20 protein-coding genes are annotated in these 22,368 nt (G+C 39.4%); 9 read left to right on the top strand and 11 right to left on the bottom strand.

Annotation, left to right across the window (positions count from 1 at the left end; all coding sequences use genetic code 11):
• Together AC1M9F_RS07895 and tusA are read right to left on the bottom strand one after the other, a co-directional pair.
• On the bottom strand, positions 1-139 hold a 139-nt coding region (locus tag AC1M9F_RS07895), incomplete at its 3' end, for a hypothetical protein (RefSeq protein ID WP_481597491.1).
• A 107-nt stretch (positions 140-246) separates the two neighbouring features.
• Positions 247-504 carry a sulfurtransferase TusA gene (gene tusA, locus AC1M9F_RS07890; RefSeq protein WP_035264077.1) on the bottom strand — a complete coding sequence of 86 codons (258 nt, stop codon included), beginning with the start codon at positions 502-504 and terminating at the stop codon, positions 247-249.
• Positions 505-704: 200 nt separating this feature from the next.
• Between tusA and AC1M9F_RS07885 the strand changes: the two genes are divergently transcribed.
• A complete protein-coding gene (locus AC1M9F_RS07885) occupies positions 705-1,544 on the top strand; it encodes an HlyC/CorC family transporter (protein ID WP_092767211.1) in 840 nt (279 codons plus the stop codon).
• The gene (gene lnt / locus AC1M9F_RS07880; RefSeq protein WP_481597489.1) at positions 1,541-3,100 is read left to right on the top strand and encodes an apolipoprotein N-acyltransferase; all 1,560 of its coding nucleotides are present in this window, start codon (positions 1,541-1,543) and stop codon (positions 3,098-3,100) included. Before AC1M9F_RS07885 ends, lnt begins: the two co-directional genes overlap by 4 nt.
• A 63-nt stretch (positions 3,101-3,163) precedes the next feature.
• On the opposite strand, the gene AC1M9F_RS07875 is transcribed toward lnt, so the two are convergent.
• The 3 genes from AC1M9F_RS07875 to gspF all read right to left on the bottom strand — a co-directional run bounded on the left by AC1M9F_RS07875 (position 3,164) and on the right by gspF (position 5,467).
• Positions 3,164-3,496 (bottom strand): hypothetical protein, encoded by a 333-nt coding sequence (locus tag AC1M9F_RS07875; protein WP_481597488.1) that lies wholly within the window; start codon positions 3,494-3,496, stop codon positions 3,164-3,166.
• 281 nt (positions 3,497-3,777) lie between these two features.
• Positions 3,778-4,203 carry a type II secretion system major pseudopilin GspG gene (gene gspG, locus AC1M9F_RS07870; RefSeq protein WP_228143111.1) on the bottom strand — a complete coding sequence of 142 codons (426 nt, stop codon included), beginning with the start codon at positions 4,201-4,203 and terminating at the stop codon, positions 3,778-3,780.
• Positions 4,204-4,261: 58 nt separating this feature from the next.
• Positions 4,262-5,467 (bottom strand): type II secretion system inner membrane protein GspF, encoded by a 1,206-nt coding sequence (gspF, locus tag AC1M9F_RS07865; RefSeq protein WP_035264068.1) that lies wholly within the window; start codon positions 5,465-5,467, stop codon positions 4,262-4,264.
• Positions 5,468-5,619: 152 nt separating this feature from the next.
• Between gspF and AC1M9F_RS07860 the strand changes: the two genes are divergently transcribed.
• From AC1M9F_RS07860 to AC1M9F_RS07835, 6 genes are all read left to right on the top strand, one after another.
• On the top strand, positions 5,620-7,842 hold the full coding sequence (locus AC1M9F_RS07860) for a primosomal protein N' (RefSeq protein ID WP_481597487.1): 2,223 nt from the start codon (positions 5,620-5,622) through the stop codon (positions 7,840-7,842).
• A gap of 110 nt (positions 7,843-7,952) precedes the next feature.
• A complete protein-coding gene (locus AC1M9F_RS07855) occupies positions 7,953-9,833 on the top strand; it encodes a monovalent cation:proton antiporter-2 (CPA2) family protein (protein ID WP_481596142.1) in 1,881 nt (626 codons plus the stop codon).
• 50 nt (positions 9,834-9,883) lie between these two features.
• On the top strand, positions 9,884-10,759 hold the full coding sequence (gene hslO / locus AC1M9F_RS07850; RefSeq protein WP_035264061.1) for an Hsp33 family molecular chaperone HslO: 876 nt from the start codon (positions 9,884-9,886) through the stop codon (positions 10,757-10,759).
• A gap of 153 nt (positions 10,760-10,912) precedes the next feature.
• A complete protein-coding gene (locus tag AC1M9F_RS07845) occupies positions 10,913-11,836 on the top strand; it encodes a DnaJ C-terminal domain-containing protein (protein ID WP_481593266.1) in 924 nt (307 codons plus the stop codon).
• A complete protein-coding gene (locus tag AC1M9F_RS07840) occupies positions 11,833-12,159 on the top strand; it encodes a chaperone modulator CbpM (RefSeq protein ID WP_481597486.1) in 327 nt (108 codons plus the stop codon). Before AC1M9F_RS07845 ends, AC1M9F_RS07840 begins: the two co-directional genes overlap by 4 nt.
• Before the next feature lie 76 nt (positions 12,160-12,235).
• Positions 12,236-12,499 (top strand): HP1242/YdcH family protein, encoded by a 264-nt coding sequence (locus AC1M9F_RS07835; RefSeq protein WP_481586754.1) that lies wholly within the window; start codon positions 12,236-12,238, stop codon positions 12,497-12,499.
• An 82-nt stretch (positions 12,500-12,581) separates the two neighbouring features.
• Here the strand turns inward: AC1M9F_RS07835 and AC1M9F_RS07830 are convergent, their stop codons facing one another.
• The 3 genes from AC1M9F_RS07830 to rpsO all read right to left on the bottom strand — a co-directional run bounded on the left by AC1M9F_RS07830 (position 12,582) and on the right by rpsO (position 16,520).
• Entirely contained in the window at positions 12,582-13,814 is a 1,233-nt protein-coding gene (locus tag AC1M9F_RS07830) for a magnesium transporter CorA family protein (RefSeq protein WP_481597485.1), read from the bottom strand.
• A gap of 106 nt (positions 13,815-13,920) precedes the next feature.
• Positions 13,921-16,008, bottom strand: a complete 2,088-nt coding sequence (gene pnp / locus AC1M9F_RS07825) for a polyribonucleotide nucleotidyltransferase (RefSeq protein WP_180028184.1) — start codon at positions 16,006-16,008, stop codon at positions 13,921-13,923.
• Between the two features lie 242 nt (positions 16,009-16,250).
• Positions 16,251-16,520 (bottom strand): 30S ribosomal protein S15, encoded by a 270-nt coding sequence (gene rpsO / locus AC1M9F_RS07820; protein WP_035264047.1) that lies wholly within the window; start codon positions 16,518-16,520, stop codon positions 16,251-16,253.
• 249 nt (positions 16,521-16,769) lie between these two features.
• Between rpsO and AC1M9F_RS07815 the strand changes: the two genes are divergently transcribed.
• Complete coding sequence (locus tag AC1M9F_RS07815; RefSeq protein ID WP_092767411.1) at positions 16,770-18,065, top strand: serine hydrolase domain-containing protein; 1,296 nt, start codon at positions 16,770-16,772, stop codon at positions 18,063-18,065.
• A 64-nt stretch (positions 18,066-18,129) separates the two neighbouring features.
• Here AC1M9F_RS07815 and AC1M9F_RS07810 read toward each other — a convergent pair whose 3' ends face one another.
• The 3 genes from AC1M9F_RS07810 to recD all read right to left on the bottom strand — a co-directional run bounded on the left by AC1M9F_RS07810 (position 18,130) and on the right by recD (position 22,296).
• Positions 18,130-19,590: a S8 family peptidase gene (locus tag AC1M9F_RS07810; protein ID WP_481591455.1), complete on the bottom strand. Its 1,461-nt coding sequence runs from the start codon at positions 19,588-19,590 to the stop codon at positions 18,130-18,132.
• Positions 19,591-19,632: 42 nt separating this feature from the next.
• Positions 19,633-19,920 (bottom strand): hypothetical protein, encoded by a 288-nt coding sequence (locus tag AC1M9F_RS07805; protein ID WP_481597484.1) that lies wholly within the window; start codon positions 19,918-19,920, stop codon positions 19,633-19,635.
• Between the two features lie 606 nt (positions 19,921-20,526).
• Positions 20,527-22,296, bottom strand: coding sequence for an exodeoxyribonuclease V subunit alpha (recD, locus tag AC1M9F_RS07800; protein WP_481597483.1), 1,770 nt, complete (start codon positions 22,294-22,296; stop codon positions 20,527-20,529).
• Between the last annotated feature and the right edge of the window lie 72 nt (positions 22,297-22,368).

Below are 22,368 nucleotides of genomic sequence, written 5' to 3'. Positions count from 1 at the left end.
CATGGCTGCCATCGATGCGTTGTAGGAAGACTTGGCTATTCAGCTGTGAATGACTGAATTGGATGTGGAGGGCTCTGTTTTGGGCGGTTAGGCCGAACTGTTCAATCGCACGCTGAATATTATTGATGAAATTCTTCATGTCAAAATGAGTTAATCATTATTATTTAGATATTCTTAACTCAAATTGTACACGAAAAAATCAATTTTAAACGATATGAATTGTTTCAATGGTTAATTCACGACGGGCTAACCTTTTTTTACCAAATAATGAAATTCTTTGTTCCCATTGTCATCTAAACGTTCTTCTTGCAACAGCAATTCATGACCAAGATGCATACAGAATTTAGGAATATCCCAAGAAGTTGAATTATCTGTTGCAAATACTTCCACCACATCACCAGACTTAGATTTACGAATGGCTTGATGTAACATCATCACCGGTTCTGGACAACGTAAACCACGTGTATTCAACTGGATTTGAGGTTGAACTTGAGAATCAGACATTCAATATCGCCCTTAAAAGATTGGGCGATTATTTTATCATAATTCAATCTTTTCACTCCCAAATTCAGAAAAAGACTCCAAATACAGTGGTCTATGATCAAATAGATCATTAGGAATCAAAATTTTACCAATAGACAAGCGTATTTTCTTCGGTATGATTAAAACTTATTTTTTCAATTGAAGAGTCTTTAGGAAAGATCATGCAAGAGGAATCAGGTACATCGTGGGGTATGCGTGGCTTACGCAAATGGTTAGGCACAGCCCCAGAAACCCGAGATGAACTGTTAAAAATTGTACAAGATTCACGTCGACTACTCGAACCAGATACAGTAGCGATGCTCGAGGGAATCTTTGACCTTCCAGCGACTAAAATTCGTGAAGTCATGACGCCACGAACTTCAATGGTCAGCTTACAAGAAGATGATGAGTTATTGGATATTCTTGATGTTCTCATCGAGTCAGCACACTCACGTTTCCCTGTATTTTCAACAGATCAACCTGATAACGTCATTGGTATCCTTTTGGCAAAGGACCTCTTACCTTTCTTAAAAGATCGTGATTCGAAAGTAAATGTACATTCGCTGATGCGCCAACCGATCTTTGTGCCTGAAAGCGCGCGTTCTGATCAAGTGCTCCGAATGCTAAAAAACACTCAAACACATATTGCGATTGTGATTGATGAGTACGGTTCTACTTCGGGTTTAGTGACACTTGAGGATATTCTTGAAGAAATTGTGGGTGAAATTGAAGATGAACATGACAATGTCGATGAAGAAGCCAATTTCATTGTTCCAGATCAAACCAGCAACAGCAGTAACACGTGGTTAGTTCAAGCACTTACACCAATTGAACATTTTAACAATGTTTTAAATGCTGAATTTTCCGATGATGAAGTGGAAACTGTGGGTGGACTATTACTGCAAGAAATTGGTTTAGTCAGCGATCTTCAAGGCCAAGTGATTGAATTGGGAGATTGGGAATTTACCATTGTGGAAGCAGATGTCCGTACTATTCATCTGATTCGAGCTGTGCGTAAATGAGAGCCTATTTTCAAAAATTATTGAGTCCTTCAGAAAAACAAAAATCATTACCTTTCATTTATCCACTCCTTATTGCTTTAACAGCAGGTGCGACTTTTAGTCTCGCACTTGCACCTTTTTATTGGTGGTGGCTGGCAATATTATCGCCAGCATTGCTATATGCCACACTCAGTAAGCGAAATCCTAAACAAGCATTCCTCATCGGTTGGACTTACGGTTTTGGTTTATGGTTTGTTGGTGCATTCTGGTTATACACTTCTATCCATGTGTATGGTGATACATCTGCATTTTTAAGTGTCATCATGATTGCGATTATGGCCTTGGTGATGGGGCTATTTACTGCAATACAAACTTGGATATATCGTCGATTCTTTCCAGAAACACCACTTACTTTTGCCCCTTTATGGGTATTCTTTGAATGGGCAAAAACTTGGGTATTTACTGGTTTCCCTTGGTTATTTGCAGGTTATGCTTTTACAGAGCGCTTCTTAGATAGCTATGCACCTTTATTTGGTGTATTTGCCGTTTCTTTCGTGGTCATTCTCATTGCATCTGCACTTGTTGAACTCCTACGAAAACGCTACTTTTGGGCTATTCCAGTTTCAATTGTATTGCTAGGTGCATGGGGCGCATCCCATTTAACTTTTGTTGAAGAAAGAAAATCTGCACCGCTGAGCGTTTCTTTAATCCAGGGTAATATTCCTCAAGATTTAAAGTGGTTAACTGAGTATCAAGTAAAGACACTTGAAATCTATGCACAATTAACACGATCAGAATGGGGACGTGACTTGGTGGTTTGGCCTGAATCATCTATCCCAATGTTTCAATCAGATATTGAACCATTTTTAGATGCAATGGATCAGCAAGCCAAAAGTACCAACACAGCTTGGGTAACAGGCATTCCTTATTGGGATTTAAATGAATCTAAGGCATTGGGTTATCCGCGTTATTACAACTCCATGATAGCATCTGGTGATGAAGCTACAGGCTTATATAAAAAACAGCGTCTCGTTCCTTTTGGTGAATATATTCCGCTGTCTGGCCTGTTAAGTTGGGTGTTACCTGCGCTTCAAAATGATCCTTCAATGAGCGGTTTTTCACGTGGTCCGCAGGATCAAGCTCCTTTTTCAATTCACAACCACAAATTAGCAGCTGCGATTTGTTATGAGGTTGCCTATCCGAACCTAACCCGACGCAATGCACTAAATAGTGATTTCCTCGTCACCGTTTCAAATGATGCGTGGTTTACGGGTACGGCTGGTCCGTGGCAACATTTACAAATGGTACAAATGCGAGCAAAAGAAAATGGACGCTGGTTTATTCGTGCAACCAATACAGGTGTAACTGCTTTTATCAACCACAAAGGGGAAATCGTCAGCCAAGCCCCAATTTATCAAAAAGCGGTTCTTCGTGGTGATCTACCTGCAATGGAAGGGCAAACTTGGTATACGAGATTCAGTGATTGGCCAATATTGGGATTGTCATTGATTTTATTGGTGATGGGTTGGTTCTTTAGACCACGTGTTGTCGATGTCAGTTTTAAATCTCGTCGATAACACTTGGTTCAAATCAAATATACGTTCTATATCAAAAAAACCGAGCAAATATGCTCGGTTTTTTTAAATTTGTGTTGTGAAGTAAGACAGCATTGCCATCAAACTCAACATCGGAATAGATCGATAAATTTTAATGAGCAGCGCTTCAAATGTTGAAGATACATCAGACAGCGTCAAAACAGATGCTTTAAGTGCACTATAAAAACTTAAAATCGTAATCGCACTAAATACACTAATCGCCATAAATCCGATCATGATTTGACTGCTTGCATCTGCATTTGACCAAAGATCAATAAATAGATGACTAATAGGCAATAAGCTCAGAATAAGCAGTGCAGACTTGAGCACAGTCCAATGAAATAAATTGATTTCATCTGACAATATTAATGCTTTCATCATTCCCCCTTATTATCAAGCTAATCTGTTGGCTCCATTATGCAGGGAAAAATTAAAATAAAAAGCCTAATTTTCTTCATATTTTCTGTTTCTTGTAACCATTAAATATGGGAATAATTCTTATTATAAATCTCAAAAACCAATTATTTATAAACATTATAATTATCAATGATTTGGGTTAATATTTACAAATAATAAAGATTATCACTTCACTCAATATTTATTAATTCGATTAAGTGAAGTGATTAATACCATGAATGGTTTTTAATAATGATTTTCATTTATGGTGTGTAAAAGATATCAGCATCATTTCCTTCACCACCCTGCTTTCCATCTGCGCCGAATGAATAAAGATCATATGCACGACCTTCCGAACCAGGGATCACATATTGCAAATCATTATCCCAACTATCTTTAGGATAACCACCCTTCACATAACCACCAGGTAACCAATTTTTTGCTGAAGCTGGTTGATTGACTAAGGCATCCAAGCCACCATCTTGCATCGATGGATATTGGTTATTGTCTAATTTGTATTGATCTAATGCACCTGCAACACCTTTCAGCGTAATGATTGTGGTATCAACCTTAGCTTTCTCACCACGACCCATGACATTAGGCACAATCAGTGCTGCAAGCACACCTAAAATCACAATCACTACCATCACTTCGATCAGGGTAAAACCAGATTGTTTTCGCATTTTCATCTTGTTTCGCATATTTTCACTCGCTATTTCATTCATTATTAGAATTTATTGAATCTGTTTAAATCATATTGTTCATGTTGACGATTGGCAACATGACAGCAATCACGATCACCAATACAATCGCAGCCATTAACACCAACATTAGTGGCTCCAACAACGCCAATAATGTCGAAATTAATGTGGTAACTTCTCGATCTTGCATCGTCGAAGCTCTTTCTAACATTCGATCCAACTCACCCGAGGCTTCACCACTTTTGATCATTTGCACCATCATCGGTGGAAAATAACCACAGCGTTCAAGTTGCGTCGCCAAATTTCCACCCTCTGTGACCTTTTCAGCCGCGACATTGACTGCATCTCGAATAACCCAATTGCTACTTACTGCTGCACCAATTTTCAACGCGTCGACCAAAGGAACACCAGATTGCGTTAAGATAGATAAGGTACTTGAAAAGCGGGCGGCATTAATACCTCGTGATAGTTTTCCAAATAATGGCAACTTCAACGTGAGACGATCAAAAGCATAATGCCCTGCGGCAGTCCTTAAAAAACGCACCAATAGAAAGAATCCCAACGCCGATGCAACCAATACAAATGGCCAAGCTTGACGTATAAAATCACTAGCTTTCATTAAAGCAACCGTAATCCAAGGTAGCGCATCTTTACTTTGGTCAAAAGTTTTAACGATATCTGGTACTACATAGGTCATGAGTCCCATTACGATACCGAAAGACATCAACATCAAAATAATAGGATAAATCATTGCACCTTGAATCTTCTTTTGCATCGCAAAGCGATTTTCAGTGTAATCAGCCAATTGATCGAGAATAAGATCTAAGTGTCCTGATCGCTCACCAGCAGCAATCGTTGCAATATAAAGTTCAGGGAATCTGCCAGATTGTTGCATCCCTTGAGCCAAGGAATGACCTTCTAAAACCTTTGATCTTACAGATAACATCAAATTTTGCACGTGAGCTTTTTCGCTTTGTTTGGCAACTGCTCTTAATGCTTCCTCAAGTGGGATCCCCGCAGCAACTAATACGGATAATTGGCGAGTCATCAAAGCTAAGTCATAAGCTGTAAACTTTTTTTGAAAAAAACCACCAGTTCGATGCTTGTCTTTTTGTTCTACAGCATCAACTTGTACTGGAATCCATTGTTTATCCCGAAGCTGTTGTCGAATCTGTCGGGCTGAATCACCTTCTAGCACACCCTTTTGCTGCTTTCCTGAAGCATCGATGGCAGTATATTGATATGCGGGCATGATAATGCTCTAATTTTCCTAATTATGATGTCTTAAGAGTTGCCTTAGACCGTTCTCTTCATTCATATTGATCACTTGCAACAACTTGAACACTCTATCACAAGCATTGGTTATCCACGATAAGTTTTCACCATATTGATTGACGACTATATATGACAAATATTTCAGAATTAAGCCAAATTGTTTATCGAGTGCGCATCGCGGTGCCAGTTTATCTATATGATTGTTTTGATTATGAAGTTTCTGCAGAACAATACCAAACTATACACATAGGTTGCCGTGTTCTTGTTTCGTTTGGTCGTCAAAACTTAGTCGGAATCGTACTCGAAAAGATCGCACCGGAAACGCCATTAGATCCGAAAATCAAACTGAAACCCATCACTGAAATCTTGGATCTGCAACCCATACTCAATGATACGATCATTCAGCTCGCGCAGTGGTCTGCTCAATATTATCAATTCCCCATTGGGGAAGTCATGCATACCACTTTGCCGACATTTTTAAGGCAGGGTAAACCCTATAATTTATTAGCTCACTCTTGGAAAGTTTTAAATTTAGACGCTGAAAAGAAAGTGGCTCGATCTTTAAAACAACAAGAGGCTTATAAAATTTTAAAGCTACACCCTCAAGGGACTGCCGAGACGATACTGAATTTGAGTGGTGTGGAAACAGCAACATTAAAAGCGCTTGAAAAGAAAGAAATCGTCGAATGTAAATTGATTCAGCAGGACTTTAGTCCTGAACCTGTACAGCTGGCTCAAATGCCATTGACTGCAAATGATGATCAAAAAAAAGCAATTCAATCCATTTTAAAAGCACAAAATCGCTATCAAGCATTTTTACTCGATGGTTTAACTGGAAGCGGAAAAACTGAAGTTTATTTGCAAGTCATGCAAGAGGTTTTACAAAAAGGTCAGCAAGTATTGGTACTGGTACCAGAAATTGGCTTAACCCCTCAAACTATCAGTCGGTTTCAATCTCGCTTTCACTGCAATATTGTCTTGTTGCATTCCGGACTGAATGACACAAAGCGCCTCCAAGCTTGGCAATATGCTCAAACAGGAAAGGCCTCCATTATTCTTGGTACACGCTCTGCGATTTACACCCCCATGCCAAATTTAGGGCTCATTATCTTAGATGAGGAGCATGACCTGTCATTCAAACAACAAGAAGGTTTTCGCTACCATGCACGTGATGTTGCTCTCTATCGCGCTTATTTAGAGCAATGCCCCATTGTCCTTGGCTCAGCAACACCAAGTATTGACTCATATCATTTGGTGGAGCAAAAAAAATTAACGATTCTGAAACTCGATGAACGTGCTGCAGGTGCAAGCTTACCTAAAATTCATTTAATTGATCTAAAGATTGCTCAAAAACAGCATGGTATAAGCGAACAACTCATTAAAGAAATTCAAAAAAGACTCAATCAAGAAGAACAGGTACTGATCTTTTTAAACAGACGTGGTTATGCACCTGTCCTGATCTGCGAAAGCTGTGGATGGCAAGCCAATTGTCCCCATTGTGATGCACATTTTACGCTTCATAAAAAACCATATGAGCACCTGCATTGCCATCACTGTGGGACAATTAATCGACTGCCTGATCAATGCCCCTCTTGTCAGCAACACACCTTGAAGCCTATTGGAATGGGCACGGCAAAAGTTGAAGAGAATTTACAACATTTATTTCCAGACTTTCCTGTGGTCAGAGTAGATCGTGATTCCACGAGCCGTGTCGGTAGTTGGCAAAAAATTTACGAGCAAATTCATCAAAGTAAACCGATGATTTTACTTGGTACGCAAATGTTAGCCAAAGGTCATCACTTTCCGTATGTAACCTTAGTTGCAATCTTAGATATTGATAGTGGCCTACTCAGTGTTGATTTCAGAGCAACGGAACGAACAGCCCAATTGATTGTTCAAGTTGCAGGTCGTGCAGGACGAGGTGAAAAAAAAGGTGAGGTTTATCTACAAACTTTACGACCTGATCACCCTCTACTCAACACGCTCATTAATAAAGACTATCGTGCTTTTGCTCGTGAAACACTTCATGATCGTCAATCTGCTTTACTCCCTCCAATGCGCTATGCAGCATTAATACGTTGTGAATCGCGTAGTCAGGAAGAAAATCTCAATTTTTTAACCAATATGACACAATCGCTCCAACAACATACTGGTGAGCTGATTGAGATTTGGGGTCCAATTCCTGCGCCAATGGAGCGAAAGGCTGGGCGTTATCAGGCACATGTGGTTTTATTGTCATCAGATCGTGCAAAAATGCATTTCTATATACGAGAATGGTGGCCATTTGTGCTTCAACAAAAACCTTCAACGATGAAGCTCAGTATTGATATAGATCCTCAAGAGCTAAGCTAATCATGAATAGAGTTAAATTATCAAAGTCGAAGACCTGAATTAAATTTACACAGCTAAAGCAGACACGATTACAATTTCATCAGTCCAACATTCCACTTTAGGGAAGGCCAATGCCATTGTTGTTACAAATCACAATTTTTCTAGCTGCCGCATTAATTTTTGTTCCGCTCGGAAAAAAAATTGGTATTGCGACAGTCTTAGGTTATTTGTTTACAGGAATATTACTTGGTCCAAGTGCATTGAATGTGACCAATGATGCCGAAACATTAATGAAATTAGCTGAGTACGGCGTGATTTTTTTGATGTTCTTAATCGGCCTAGAATTACGCCCTCAGCGCTTGTGGAATATGCGTCACTCTATATTTGTGATTGGAAGTGCTCAAGTCTTGATCACAGGTATAATTCTTGTCGCAACCATTTGGCTGTTCTTCCAACAGCATCTTGCTGCTAGTGTCGTAATTGGTCTTGCCCTTGCTTTATCATCTACAGCATTTGTCATGCAATTACTTGCAGAAAAGCAGCAGCTGAATACCGCGCATGGTCAGCAATCTTTCTCTATTTTACTGTTTCAAGATATTGCCGCTATTCCTTTACTCGCCCTGATTCCCCTACTCGCGGGAAATCAGTCTACACATCATGGTATTGCTTATTTTGCCGCTGTTGTTGCAACGTTTACTGGCTTATTTTTATTTAGTCGCTATGTGATGCGACCATTTTTTAGATTCATTGTACAGAGTGGTGCCACTGAACTCATTACGGCTGCTGGACTCTTCATTGTTTTGGCTGTCGTTCTGTTTATGGATATGCTCGGATTAAGCACCACGCTCGGTGCTTTTCTGACAGGTGTATTACTCGCGGATTCTGAGTTTCGCCATGAACTGGAATCGAGCATTCAACCCTTCAAAGGGTTATTACTCGGTTTATTCTTTATGAGCGTAGGCATGATGACACCGATTGATCTCCTCGTAGATCAGCCGCTATTCATTTTTGGTGGGGCATTCGTGCTGATCATCATAAAAATATTAAGCATGGTTGCAATCGCGCGATATTTTAAATTTCAATGCAAAACCAGTGTATTGATTGCCATTTGTCTTGCTCAAGGAGGAGAATTTGCTTATGTGATCTTAGCTGTTGCGAATACCGAAGGTTTAATTACTCAAGCAGTGTTATCCCCTACGATTCTGATCATTGCAATTTCGATGGCACTCACCCCTGTCATTTTCTGGCTTGCACAACGATGGCTCATTCCATATCTTGATCGAAAGACTGATAGCGCTGAAGATGTCCCATTACCAGACACTCATTCAACATTAATCATTGCAGGTTTTGGACGCGTCGGACAAATAGTGGCGCGCGTTGCTTATCTCAATCATGTCAGCTTTACAGCCATTGATAATAATTTAGAAAAAATTGATTTTGTGAGAAAGTACGGTGGTAAAATTTATTATGGAGATGCCTCCTCCCCTGATTTATTGAGATCTGCAGGCATCGAGCATGCTAAGGCATTTGTACTTGCTGTAGACGATGTGGAAATGTCGATGAATATTGCTCGCCATTTACGTTTGAATTATCCAACGCTCAAACTCATCGTCCGTGCCCGTGATCGACATCATATGCATTTACTTAAAGACTTAGGCATTGAGCATATTTGGCGTGAAACTTTTCTATCTTCACTCGGTATGGCATTTCGCACCTTAACCGCGTTAGGTTTAAGTCAAGAACATGCTCAACATAGTATTGAAATATTTAGAGACTATGATGAGCGTCTATTAGCTGAGCAACAACGCATCTATACGGATGATCAAAAAGTCTTTGAAAGCTATCGAAATTTCTTAGCGGAACTCGAACAAATTTTTGAAAATGATGCGCAACAACATCAACCACTTTTAGAAAGTTTAGATGAAACCATTGATTCTGAAGTAAGTTCTGTAGAACGACGCGCTAAGCACTCGCAAAACCAAATTAATGTTTGTCGAGATGAAGAATTTTAACTTGTGATTTACAATATCGTCACCATCTAGACAGGGATTTGGAGAATTTTATGTCTGATTTACGTCAACGTTTTTTTATTGATAACAGCCCTGTTCGTGGTGAAGTCGTACATCTTGAAGATACGCTTAAAACAATTTTAGCGCAACGCGCCTATGCACCTGCGATTCAAATTTTATTGGGCGAAATGCTCAGTGCAACTGCATTGTTGGCCAGCACACTTAAAATTAAGGGACGTATTAGCCTCCAAATTCAAGCTTCTGGCACCTTAAAATGGGCTATGGCTGAATGTAATCACCTCGGTGAAGTACGCGGATTAGCTGAATATGAAGCTGATCCACGTTTTGAAGAAGCATCAGACAGCAGCATCGTTCTGAAAACTTTGGTCAGTCCAGTTTTATTTATTAATATTGAACCTGAATTTGGCGAACGCTATCAGGGTATAGTGCCTTTAGATCAGCCGAATTTAGCTAAATGCCTCATGCAGTATTATGATTTATCTGCCCAAATTCCAACCAAGATCGTTTTAGCTAGTACTGCTCAACGCGCTGGTGGTCTTTTGATTCAATTATTACCGCGTAACAATGATGAAGAGCAGCAAAAGGTTGATGAAGATATCTGGCCTCGTCTAACCATGCTCACTGAAACTTTAAAAACAGATGAACTTACTGAGCTGGATGCGCAAGAAATTTTGTATCGCTTATATAATGAAGAAGAAGTCAGACTACCTGAAGCTGAACAACTTCAATTTGGCTGTACATGTTCTAAAGAGCGTTGCTCTACAGCATTAATTCAGGTGGGTGCTGAATCTGTGCGTGAAATTTTAGAACAACAGAACCCTATTACCATGGACTGTCAATTCTGTAACACTCAATACAGATTTACTGCTGAAGAAGCTCTTGGTCTATTCGGCGAGCACCTCAGTTAATCCTAAACAGTTCTCTTCGAAAATCAGCAAGTTTTACTTGCTGATTTTTTTTGTTGTAAGAAATTGAAACAATTATTCACCATCTGAACATATTGTAGTCTTCGAAAGTCTGCTCATAATGATTAAAAGTTAATCAACGGTTATTTTTGCTTAATGGCAAATAATTATTATGAGGAACTCGGACTAGATCGCGATGCGAGTCCTGAGGAAATAAAAAAATCATATCGAAAACTGGCTCGGAAATACCATCCCGATATCAGTCAAGCACCTGATGCCGAAAAAAAAATGCAGGCGATTAATACGGCTTATGACACATTAAGTGATCCTTTAAAAAAACAAGAGTACGATCAACAACTCGATCAGTTGAATAGTCAGTCTCCTTTCTCGGATAGTGAAAACCATACAAATCATGAATTTTCTGGCTTTGAAGATTTGTTTGGGCGTTTTGGAACAGGTTTTGGTGGAGGTTATGCACAGCGCTCACACCAATATAAATCCCAGCCGATTCGTGGTGAAGATCAACATGCCAGTATAGAAGTGCCCTTACAAGTCGCTTTTGAAGGTGTCACTCAATCCATCCAATTGCGTATACCCACTTTTAATGCATATGGACAACCTGAAGTTCAGCGAAAAACCCTTGAAATTAGAATCCCGAAAGGGATGAAAAACGGTCAACAAATTCGACTCAAAGGTCAAGGACAAGCTGGTTTATCGGGCGGTGAAAATGGAGATCTTTATATACAGATCCATTATCAAACCACTGACAGCATATATGTCGATCAGGCAGACATTTACTATCACATTAATATTAGTCCTTGGGAAGCTGCTTTAGGCCAAGACATCGAGCTAAAAACCCCCTCTGGAAAGATCAAAGTCAGCATTCCTCAACATACAATTTATGGCAAACAACTCCGTATTAAAGAAAAAGGGATTCCCTCTTCCCCCCCGGGACACCTTTATCTAATCCTGAATATTGTTTATCCAAGAGCAGAATCCCCGCAGCAAAAACAGGCATATGAGCAATTTGCTCAAGCATTTACACATTTCAACCCTCGTGATGAAGGAGGTGAATCATGACAACGATTCAGTACCGAGAAGTGTACAAAAATGGATATTTAGAGGCTGAAATCATTGATGACCAATGTATTTTTGATTTAAAGCATTTTGCCCAAGCATGCGGACAAAGTCCTGAATGGGTTTTGCAATTACTTGAATATGAAATTCTACCAGCTCGTTCTGAGCAAAAAATCCATCAATTTTTTGGTGAAGAACTTACTCGAGCACGGAGAGCTTATCTCTTGCAACGGGATTTTGAAGCAAGTCTCCCTGCCGTCGCCATGATGATGGATCTGATAGATGAAGTACAACAATTGCGCAAGCAAGTGAAATACTTCAAATAAAGCAAGCCCACATAAATGCATGTACTGTTACATGCATTTATTTTTTATTGATTAGAATGAAAGGATTAAACCATCAATGAAAGTTAAAGAATGCAATAAAAAGCTGAAAAACCTTTTCCCTGAGTTCCGTGAACTTATTCAGCCTTTAAGAGAAGAAAACCCTCACTTCGCTAAAATTTTCGAGGAACATGAAACGCTAGATCATGAAATTACGCATTTGGAACTAAATCCAGTTAATGTAATTAATGATGATATTGAGTTTCTAAAGCGAAAAAAACTTAAATTAAAAGATGAAATGTATCGTTTGCTCAAACAAGCGCAGATGAACCTTACCCAGTAATTTCAATTTAATATTATAAAATAACGGTGAATCTGGCACTTATCATTCTGACTTAAAGCATAAGTGCCTTATGTGACGTTGACTATTTCAATCGAGTCCAACGTCCCATTTCTCGGAGCGTACCTTTCAATGTTTTTTGAATCGGTTCATACTCCAAAAATGCAAACAAACCGAGTTGTTGCTGCTGGTTTTGTTGAGCCAACAATTCCATCACACTTTTTTCACCGCGCCCGACCATTTGTCTACGATAAAAATACCAAATTAACAAAAGTGTTGTCACACACATGGCTGTGAGCATATACCAAAAGCCATGCGGTGAGTTTAATCCTGGAATAAATTCAAAATTCATTCCGTAAATACCTGTAAGAAGAGTCAGTGGTGCAAATACAGCGGTGATAATTGCTAAAATTCTCATATTTTCATTGGTTTGATTGGCCACTGCTGAAAAGTGCAAATCGATGGCGGCTTGTACTGCATGGTTTAACCGAACACTGTGCTTTTGTATTCTTTCAATATGGCTAATTAAATCATCCATTCGGACGAGCATTAAATTTTGCTTCTCTGCCTTACGTTTAGCTTTAATATGATGATAATTTTCGACAATTTCATCTCTTAATTCTTGTAGGCATTCAACCTGTTCTTCACACAAATTTTCAACTTGTTGAAAAGCGGTGATCTCTTGCAGCAGTTGATTCCATCGATTAAATTTTTGATTTCCTTGTAATAGTTCTTTTTGCCAAAATTCCACACGTTTGGTCAGTGGCGCACGTAAACCTAAATAGCCATCCACCATCATATTCAGTAATCTAAGCACAATATCTACAGGGCTCTGTGCTAGTTTTCGTGGAATATTCTGTTGCTCTATAGGTCGTGTTTGAATCGCCTGCACTCTTTCAAGATATGTTTCAAATACACGATTACCTCGTTCATGCACTGTGATTAAAACATTTGATGTCATGACAAAACTTACCGGCGTTGTAACAATGTCCGCAGTTTGTTGTTCAGCTGAATGACCATTTTGAATTTGAATATGGTCATCTGGGGTGATTAATTTTTTAAATATCAACAAATCATAATCATCCAATGCATCAAATACGCAAGGATGCTCAAGGTTTTGAATATCTTTAAGATGAAATTCGTTCAACAGAATTCCAGCGTTCTCAAAAATATATCGTTGCCACGTCTCTGTATTTTGAATCAATTCGTGGCGTTCAAAACTCAACCATATAAATTCTGCATCAACATCAGTCGATAATTCTTCACTCAGATAAATATACCCGTCACCTTGATGATAATAATAATTAAACTTTTGCATTTTAGTTATTTTTAAATGAGAACATTTTGATCATGCCATAAAAAAAGCCTTGTGTAACAATCGTTTAAACGAAGCACCACACAAGGCTTGGAATTAGCTTAAATGATTAAGCTTGTTCAATGTCTTTCATTGTAAGTTTGATACGACCACGGTTATCAACATCCGCAACTTGTACCTTAACTTCTTGACCTTCAGTAAGAACGTCTGTCACATTCGCAATACGCTCATTCGAGATTTGTGAAATGTGAAGCAAGCCATCAGTACCAGGAAGAATATTGACGAACGCACCGAATTCAACGATACGAATGACTTTACCTGTGTAAATTGTACCTGGTTCAATTTCTGCTGTAAGCGCTTGGATTTTCGCTACTGCAGCCATTGCCGCTGCTTTAGTTTCACCAAATACACGTACTGTACCGTTATCTTCGATATCGATCGCTGCTTTGGTTTCTTCAGTGATTTGACGAATAGTTGCGCCGCCTTTACCAATCACGTCACGGATCTTATCAGGATTGATGCTGATCACTTGGAATGTTGGTGCGTGCATTGAGATTTCAGGACGAGCACGTGAAATCACTTGATTCATCTCATTCAAGATATGCATACGACCTGCATACGCTTGATTCAATGCAACTTCCATGATCTCTTCAGTAATACCTTCGATCTTGATGTCCATTTGAAGTGCAGTAATACCGTTTGCAGAACCTGCTACTTTAAAGTCCATGTCGCCAAGGTGATCCTCGTCGCCTAGAATGTCTGAAAGAACTGCGAAACGTTCACCTTCTTTCACTAGACCCATTGCAATACCTGCAACTGGCGCTTTAAGTGGAACACCTGCATCCATAAGTGATAAAGAAGCACCACACACAGACGCCATTGAAGACGAACCATTCGATTCAGTGATGTCAGATACGATACGAATCACGTACGGGAAGCGATCAGCTGGTGGAAGAACTGCTTGAACACCACGACGTGCCAAACGACCATGACCAATTTCACGACGTTTAGGACCAGATTCACGACCAGTTTCACCTACAGAGTATGCAGGGAAGTTGTAGTGAAGCATGAAGTTATCAGTTTTTGTACCCGCTAAGGTATCTACCATCAAGGCATCACGTGTATTACCTAAAGTCGTCGTTACTAACGCTTGAGTTTCACCACGTGTGAACAATGCAGAACCGTGCGCACGATCTAACACGCCAACTTGTACGTCGATTGCACGAACAGTTTTAGTATCACGACCATCAATACGTGGTTTACCAGACAAGATATTGTCACGAACTGTACGATATTTAAGGTCTTCAAATAATTCGTTCACTTCATCAGCAATACCTGTTTCATCATTTTCAGGAACGAATTGCGCAATTGCTTCAGCATGAAGTGCATCAAGTGCTGCATAACGGTCTTGCTTAACCGCAATCGTGTATGCTTCAGAGATTTTCGCTTCAAATGCTTCTTTTAATTTTGCTTGAAGTTCTTCATTTTTAGTTGGTGCAGTCCAAGTAGACTCTGTTGCACCCGCTGCTGCTGCGAATTCTTTGATTGCTTGAATTGCAATTTGCATTTCGTCATGACCAAAAAGAACTGCGCCCAACATTTGGTCTTCAGAAAGTTCTTTCGCTTCTGATTCAACCATAAGTACAGCAGCTTCAGTACCCGCAACGACAAGATCAAGATCAGATTGAGCAAGTTGTTCGTGGCTTGGGTTAAGAACGTATTCACCGTTGATTAAACCGACACGTGCAGCACCAATTGGACCACGGAAAGGTGTACCTGCAATTGCAAGTGCAGCAGAAGTACCTAACATTGCAGCAATGTCAGCTTCCATTGTTTTGTCAGATGATACAACTGTCGCAGTCACTTGGATTTCGTTGTAATAACCTTCTGGGAACAACGGACGAATTGGGCGGTCGATCAAACGTGAAATTAAAGTTTCAGCTTCAGATGCACGGCCTTCACGCTTACCATAACCACCTGGGATACGACCTGCAGCATATTGTTTTTCTTGGTAGTTAACAGTCAATGGGAAAAAGTCTTGACCTGCTTTCGCAGTCGGTTGAGCAACAACAGCAACCAATACAGTCACACCACCCATGGTAATCACTACTGTATTTGCTTGACGCGCCACACGGCCTGTTTCAAGCACAACTTGGTGCTGACCGAATTGGAATTCTTTACGAATAATATTAAACATCGACATGTTCTATTTTTTCCTGATTTTATTCTAGTGGAGACCCCTAAGGTTTGGCATTCACAACACAGGTTTTAAATGACAAAGCTTAGAAGCCGACCTCACTAGAAACACTATTTTTAAACACAAAGAAGGAGCGAAACTATTCGCCCCTTCCCCATGATCTAGTCGAAACTAGATCGCCTTTAGTTTTCAGCAATACAGCATTCAACATGCAATAATCCGAAAATAAAGTTTAAATCGAATTAACGACGTAAACCTAAAGCAGCAATCAAATCGCTGTAACGAGTAGCATCTTTACCTTTAAGGTAGTCAAGAAGCTTACGACGTTGGTTAACCATACGGATAAGACCGCGACGGCTATGGTGGTCGTGTTTGTGCTCTTTGAAGTGACCTTGTAAGTCATTGATTTGAGCAGATAAAAGAGCTACTTGAACTTCTGGTGAACCAGTGTCGTTTTCAGCGCGAGCAAATTTAGCAATGATCTCTGCGCGATCTGCGTTTGTTAAAGCCATTCGATTTCTCCGAGATGCTTATTTAAAAGTATTTGATACAAATCAATGACGCTCTTCAAAGCGGAATTGACTGCCGTGCATCACTACAGCAGCGTGCTATTTTAAAGGAACCCCCCTCAAAAAGCAAAATTATCCGCTCAATAACTTCTGGCAGAAACAATCATCAATTCATGTCGTTAAAGATACTGACTTTTGTTTTTTGGCAGGGCAAACTTGCCTGTTATAAAAACAATGAAACATGGAATGAACGTGAAATTACTCTCTACAAATACGTGCATAGCACCAAAAGACTTAACTACGATCACTCGTCATAAAGACGAAGTTGCGCCAGAACTTGGGGGAATGACGCAACAGCAAATTGATAAAATTTGGCACAGTGTTGAAGCACTTTATCGTACTGGCAATCATCCAATGATCAGTATGTGTTTACGTCGCAAGGGTCAGATATTAATTAATCGCAGTATTGGTTACACAGAACTTGGTCCAAACTATCAAACAGACCCTTCTAAAGTTGCGACACCAGAAACACCGGTCTGTATGTTTTCTGCCTCTAAAATCGTTAATGCCATGTTAGTGCATTTGTTAGATCAACAAGGGAAAATTAACTTACTTGATCCAGTGAGTCGCTATATTCCAGAGTTTGGTGTTAACGGTAAACGACGCGCCACCATATTTCATTTGTTATCACACCGTGGCGGTATTCCTAAAATTGAAACTGAGGTCACTCCAGAGCTTTTATTTGATCGTCAAGGGATCCTGGAGCATCTTTATGCAGCAAAACCGATTGCACCCGTAGGCTCGCAACTCTCTTATCATGCTGTAACTGCTGGATATATTTTAGGAGAATTGGTTGAACGTGTAACAGGACAAGATATTCGTGATTACTTGCACGAACATATTGAAAAACCAATGAATTTACCTTTCTTCAACTATGGTTTAAAACCAGAACTACGTCATTTAGTTGCAAAAAATTATCCAACTGGGATTCACCCTGTTTTGGGGACTGACCTATATCTCAATCGTGTATTAGGCGGAGGACTGCAACTGGCAGTGGATGTCACCAATGATCCCCGTTTTATGGATACCGTCTGCCCTGCAGGAAATATTTATACCAGTGCTGAACAAGCCAATCGTTTTTTTGAAATGTTACTTAATGGTGGTCGTTATCAAGATCAGCAAATTATCAATTCAGAAACGGTCTTCAGAGCAACACTCCCTACATCCAATACAACAATAGACCGTAACCTTTTAGCACCTATGCGTTATGCACTTGGTCCGATGTTAGGCAGTAATCCAATCGGTGTATTTGGCCCAAATACTGGACAAGCTTTTGGTCATCTAGGTTTCTCGAATATTTTATGTTGGGCAGATCCTCAACGGGATATCAGTGTATCGTTCTTAAATACAGGGAAATCTGTGTTAGGCACACATTTAGCCGCTTTAGCAAAAGTGCTATATCAAATATCCAACCAATGCCCAAGTATTCCTAAGGAAAAAAGACGCGCGTTATTTGGAACTGATCAATCTGAAACTGAACGTGTTTAATATCAATGTAAAAAAGGCATCATTTAGATGCCTTTTTTTAAAGTTTTCATCTATTAGCTATTAATTAACCACTACAGATTGTCACAAATAAGAAAGTACGACAGTTACGTTGTGGTGCTGGAGTTGGTGTTGGCGTAGGAGTTGGCGTCACTACAGGTGGCTCAACAACAGGGGGTTGTGGTGCTGGAGTAGATGGAGCACCATTTAACGCAGCAATTAAATTCAAACGAGGTGTGCGAATTGAGTTACGATGATCCGTAACCAAAGCTCCCGTAGACGTCATACGTGCAACAATTTGATCCAATGATTCATTCGGGAAAGCATTATTCGCACGTAACACAGCAACAGCCCCAGCGACGTGAGGTGCAGCCATTGAAGTACCATCCATTGTATATCCGCCAGCGGTAATACGTGAACCAGGCGCCAATAAAGTTAAATTACGACTCGAGTTACTGAAACACGTTACTTTGTCGCTATAAGTTGCACTGTCAGAGCAATTTTTAAATCCAATTGAACCTACATTAGCATCATAAACCGCTCCTACACTGACCGCACCCGCAGTACATGCTGGATAGGATATACCACTCAGATGGCTATCATTACCAGATGCAACAACTGGTAATACCCCATAGCCTCTCAACTTCGAAAAAGAATCTGTAAGTACGGAACTAGTACAAGTTGAGGAATAACTACGTCCATTACCAATGCTTAAGTTTACAGATTTAATGTTTTTGCTTTGGGAGTGGTTCGCCACCCAATTCAAGGCAGCCACTAGATCATAATCGTATGCCGGCCCCCCATCTCTAGAGGTACTACCAGTGAAGACATCAAGCATGACAATTTTTGCACCTGGTGCAACTTTAGAAGCAATTGCTGCAACGTTAGTTCCATGTCCATTAACATCTAACTGATAGTCTTCTCGAGCAACCTCGACAGTTTCTAAAACTTTACAAGTCGATGATGGTACACCTGGCGCTGTACAATTACCAAAATCTGAATGTCGGTAATTAATACCTGTATCTAAGATAGCAATTGTTGTCCCCTCACCAGTATAGCCTTGCGCAGCCGCAGGTACTTGACCAATTAATGGTAGACTTTGAGATGCTGTCGTATAAGAAACATTATTTGGATAAACTGCTTTTACATTCGGGTCATTCAATAAGCTTACGAGCGTGTCACGCTTTTGAACGCGATGAAAGCTATATGGTAAAGCATTATAATCACGTAGTAATTGAATACCACCTAAACGTATAAACCGCGATTGAATCGATTGCTTCTTTTGAGCAAGATGTTCACGAAGTTGAGTGCGATTATTTTCTAAATGATTAGTGTCAACATGATATTCAACGATTAAATCATTTGAACTGTTGTTCAGTAATGCCGACAGATTAATACCACCTTTCGACACTTTTTGTTTTGCCTGATTGTTCAATTGAGCGTTAGCTGCTACAGGACTCATCTGAGCCATCGCAGTTCCGACCATCAAAACACTCAGACATGCGCTTAATGATAAAGTTTTAAACATAATTATTCTCCGTTGTTATGTTTTTAGTGCGCAGGTTAAAAATTACACTTGATTGGCTGGATCAGTTTCTGGATCAATAGGCTTAATCGAAAAATCGCTCTTCGGATCTACTAAATCTGGAGAATCAGTAACAGGCATCTTCTCAGACTCATTTAAATCTTCGACTTGATCTTCGTTAGGCGATATTGGCGTTTGCTGTCCACTCTCAGAAGCAGATAGAGAATCAATCTGAGCGACTGAGGAAGTATTTTGATCTGCAGGCTTAAAACATTTATACAACCCAAACAGAACAACACTCACCAAAATGATTAAAATTATGAATTTTTTCATGGTTTTTTTGTAAAGTGATAATTTTTACGCACTTTAATAGAATCGTTAAGTCAAAACAAGTATAAAGATGCCTAAAAATTAAGATTGAGATAAACGGTTAAAAAAGGCCCTATGACAAGTCATAGGGCCTTTTTTGCGCTGTAGATTCTTATATTTTAGTTATGATTCTGTTATTTATATTTTTATTGTAAGTGCTGCACACACATTTATTATTAATACGGTCCTTGTTCTTAAGGTTTCATTTCCTTATATGACTATTTTGCCAGATTCATTATGCAACACAAGTCGCAGTTTTCTGATCTTTATGTAAGAAATTGCGTACATTATGTAATCAATTTAATCTTATATGTATATAAAAAAGCCCTGTAGTCTCTCCCAAAACTACAAGGCTTAGCGGCTGTAAGTTTCCTCTTTTATCACTTACATCATTGTAAGTTCGCAGTCTCTCGACTATAAATTATTGTAATTATGCGATATTGCTCAACTTTCCGTGTTGAACCTTTTATGTAAGCAATCATCGCAAAAAATTGTACGAAGCTCTATGCGCCAATTTCTCGAATCCTTGTAAGATATTTCCTACAAAGGTTTTCTATTTTCAACCAATCGTTAAATATTAGATATAAATAAAGTGTTTAATTTATTCAATAAACCTGTTTTTCTTATTGTTTTAATGTTTATTGCCTCAAATAAAGCATCAGTATCCACCAATAAACTGACTGCTTTTTTTGCCCTCGTAATCGCGGTATACAATAATTCTTGGCTCAATAGACGTGACGCAAACTCATCTAATACAACTGCAGTGTGTTTAAATTCAGAACCTTGCGACTTATGAATGCTCAGCGCATAACAGGTTTGCATTGACTTTGGTAAACGTGATGCTGGAAACCATTGTTCAAGACTTGGAAAATATACTTCAAATTGATCAGCAAACTGGCGATGTCTGAGACATATCCCAATATCACCATTAGAAAGCCCGAGTTGATAATCGTTATATGTCATCATGACAGGGCGACCAATATACCAAAGGTCGTGTCGTGATATCCGCATGTGCTGAAATAGCTCCCTTTCAATTTCATCATTCAAACGATTCAATCCCAAATGTCCATGTCTCACTGCAGCTAAGATCCTATAATCATCAAATTTTTGGATAATTTCAGCTACATCCTGCTGCTGATATCCATTTCTGACATAAAGGTTGAGTGCTTTAAAGTAATCCGTAAACCCCGAGCTTAATTTAAGGTAATAGGCTTTTAAATCTTGATCTGAATATTCTTTATTCAAATACTCTAGTTGAACAAGATCCTCTTGAAGCTCAGCTAAATTAATCTGTTGGATTTCAGATGCTCTACAAATCTCCTTCTCAAATTTAGCCAATACCTCAACTTTCGAGCTTTGTGGTAAGCATTGATGTGACTGGATGAACCTTGCCAAATCACCGATTTTTGCACCTGCTTTGAATCTTCGACTGGTCACTAAATTGACGTGATGGTCTTTAAGCGCTTTTACTTGTTGTAAATCCGCCAATACCATCCCCACATCAACCGAGGCCAACTGCTGTGCATCCCCTAACAAGATCAAACGACATTGGTCTGGAATCGCTTCAAAAAGCATCGTCGCGAGATTGAGATCGAGCATTGAGGCTTCATCAATCACCACCACATCATAGGGTAATGGCTTTTTCAGACTGTATTTAGGTTGAGCGCTATGCCCTAAACCCAGAAGACGGTGAATCGTTAACGTATTTTGCTGCTTTAAGTGGGCAATATCCAAACCCATATTGAGCATTGCATCGTCATTTAATGAGTTTTGCAATGCTTCTTTCATTCGCTGTGCAGCTTTCCCTGTCGGTGCAGCCATTGCGATTCTTAACTGATGATTCGACTCATTTAATACGGCAATAATACGCGCTAGAGTATACGTTTTCCCTGTACCCGGACCACCTGTAATCATACTCAGCGCTTGCCTTGATACTATTTCTAAGGCTTGCTTTTGAAATGGATCGATTAATAATTTTTCATATTTTGTGCAATCTACAGGCACTATCGTTTGCTGCTTTAAACGATAAACTTGTTGAGCTAAACGCTGCTCTAATTGCCAATAGCGATATAAATACAAATAGTTCTGATCATAAACAAAAGGCGCGACCTGTTGTTCTGCAAGCTCTGCGCTCACGAGCAACTTACTCAGATCTTGGATAACCTCCCCTTTCAAATCAATACAACTATCGCCGACAGTAGATGCCATCAGAACTTGTTCAATGGTGTTAATGGATTGTTCATTTAAATCATCTGATGAAAGATACTGATTTAGGATATATTCAGCCCAAGTTGTTACCCATTGAGGAACATCAACTTTTTCATTCTGATTAATTTCCACACAGTTATCCTCATAGTTATCTACACATTTATCATCAATATTATCCACAAGATAAATTAATGATTAATAATA

The sequence above is a fragment of the Acinetobacter sp. ANC_7504 genome (assembly GCF_056779995.1).
This window is presented reverse-complemented; position numbering and strand designations above follow the sequence as displayed.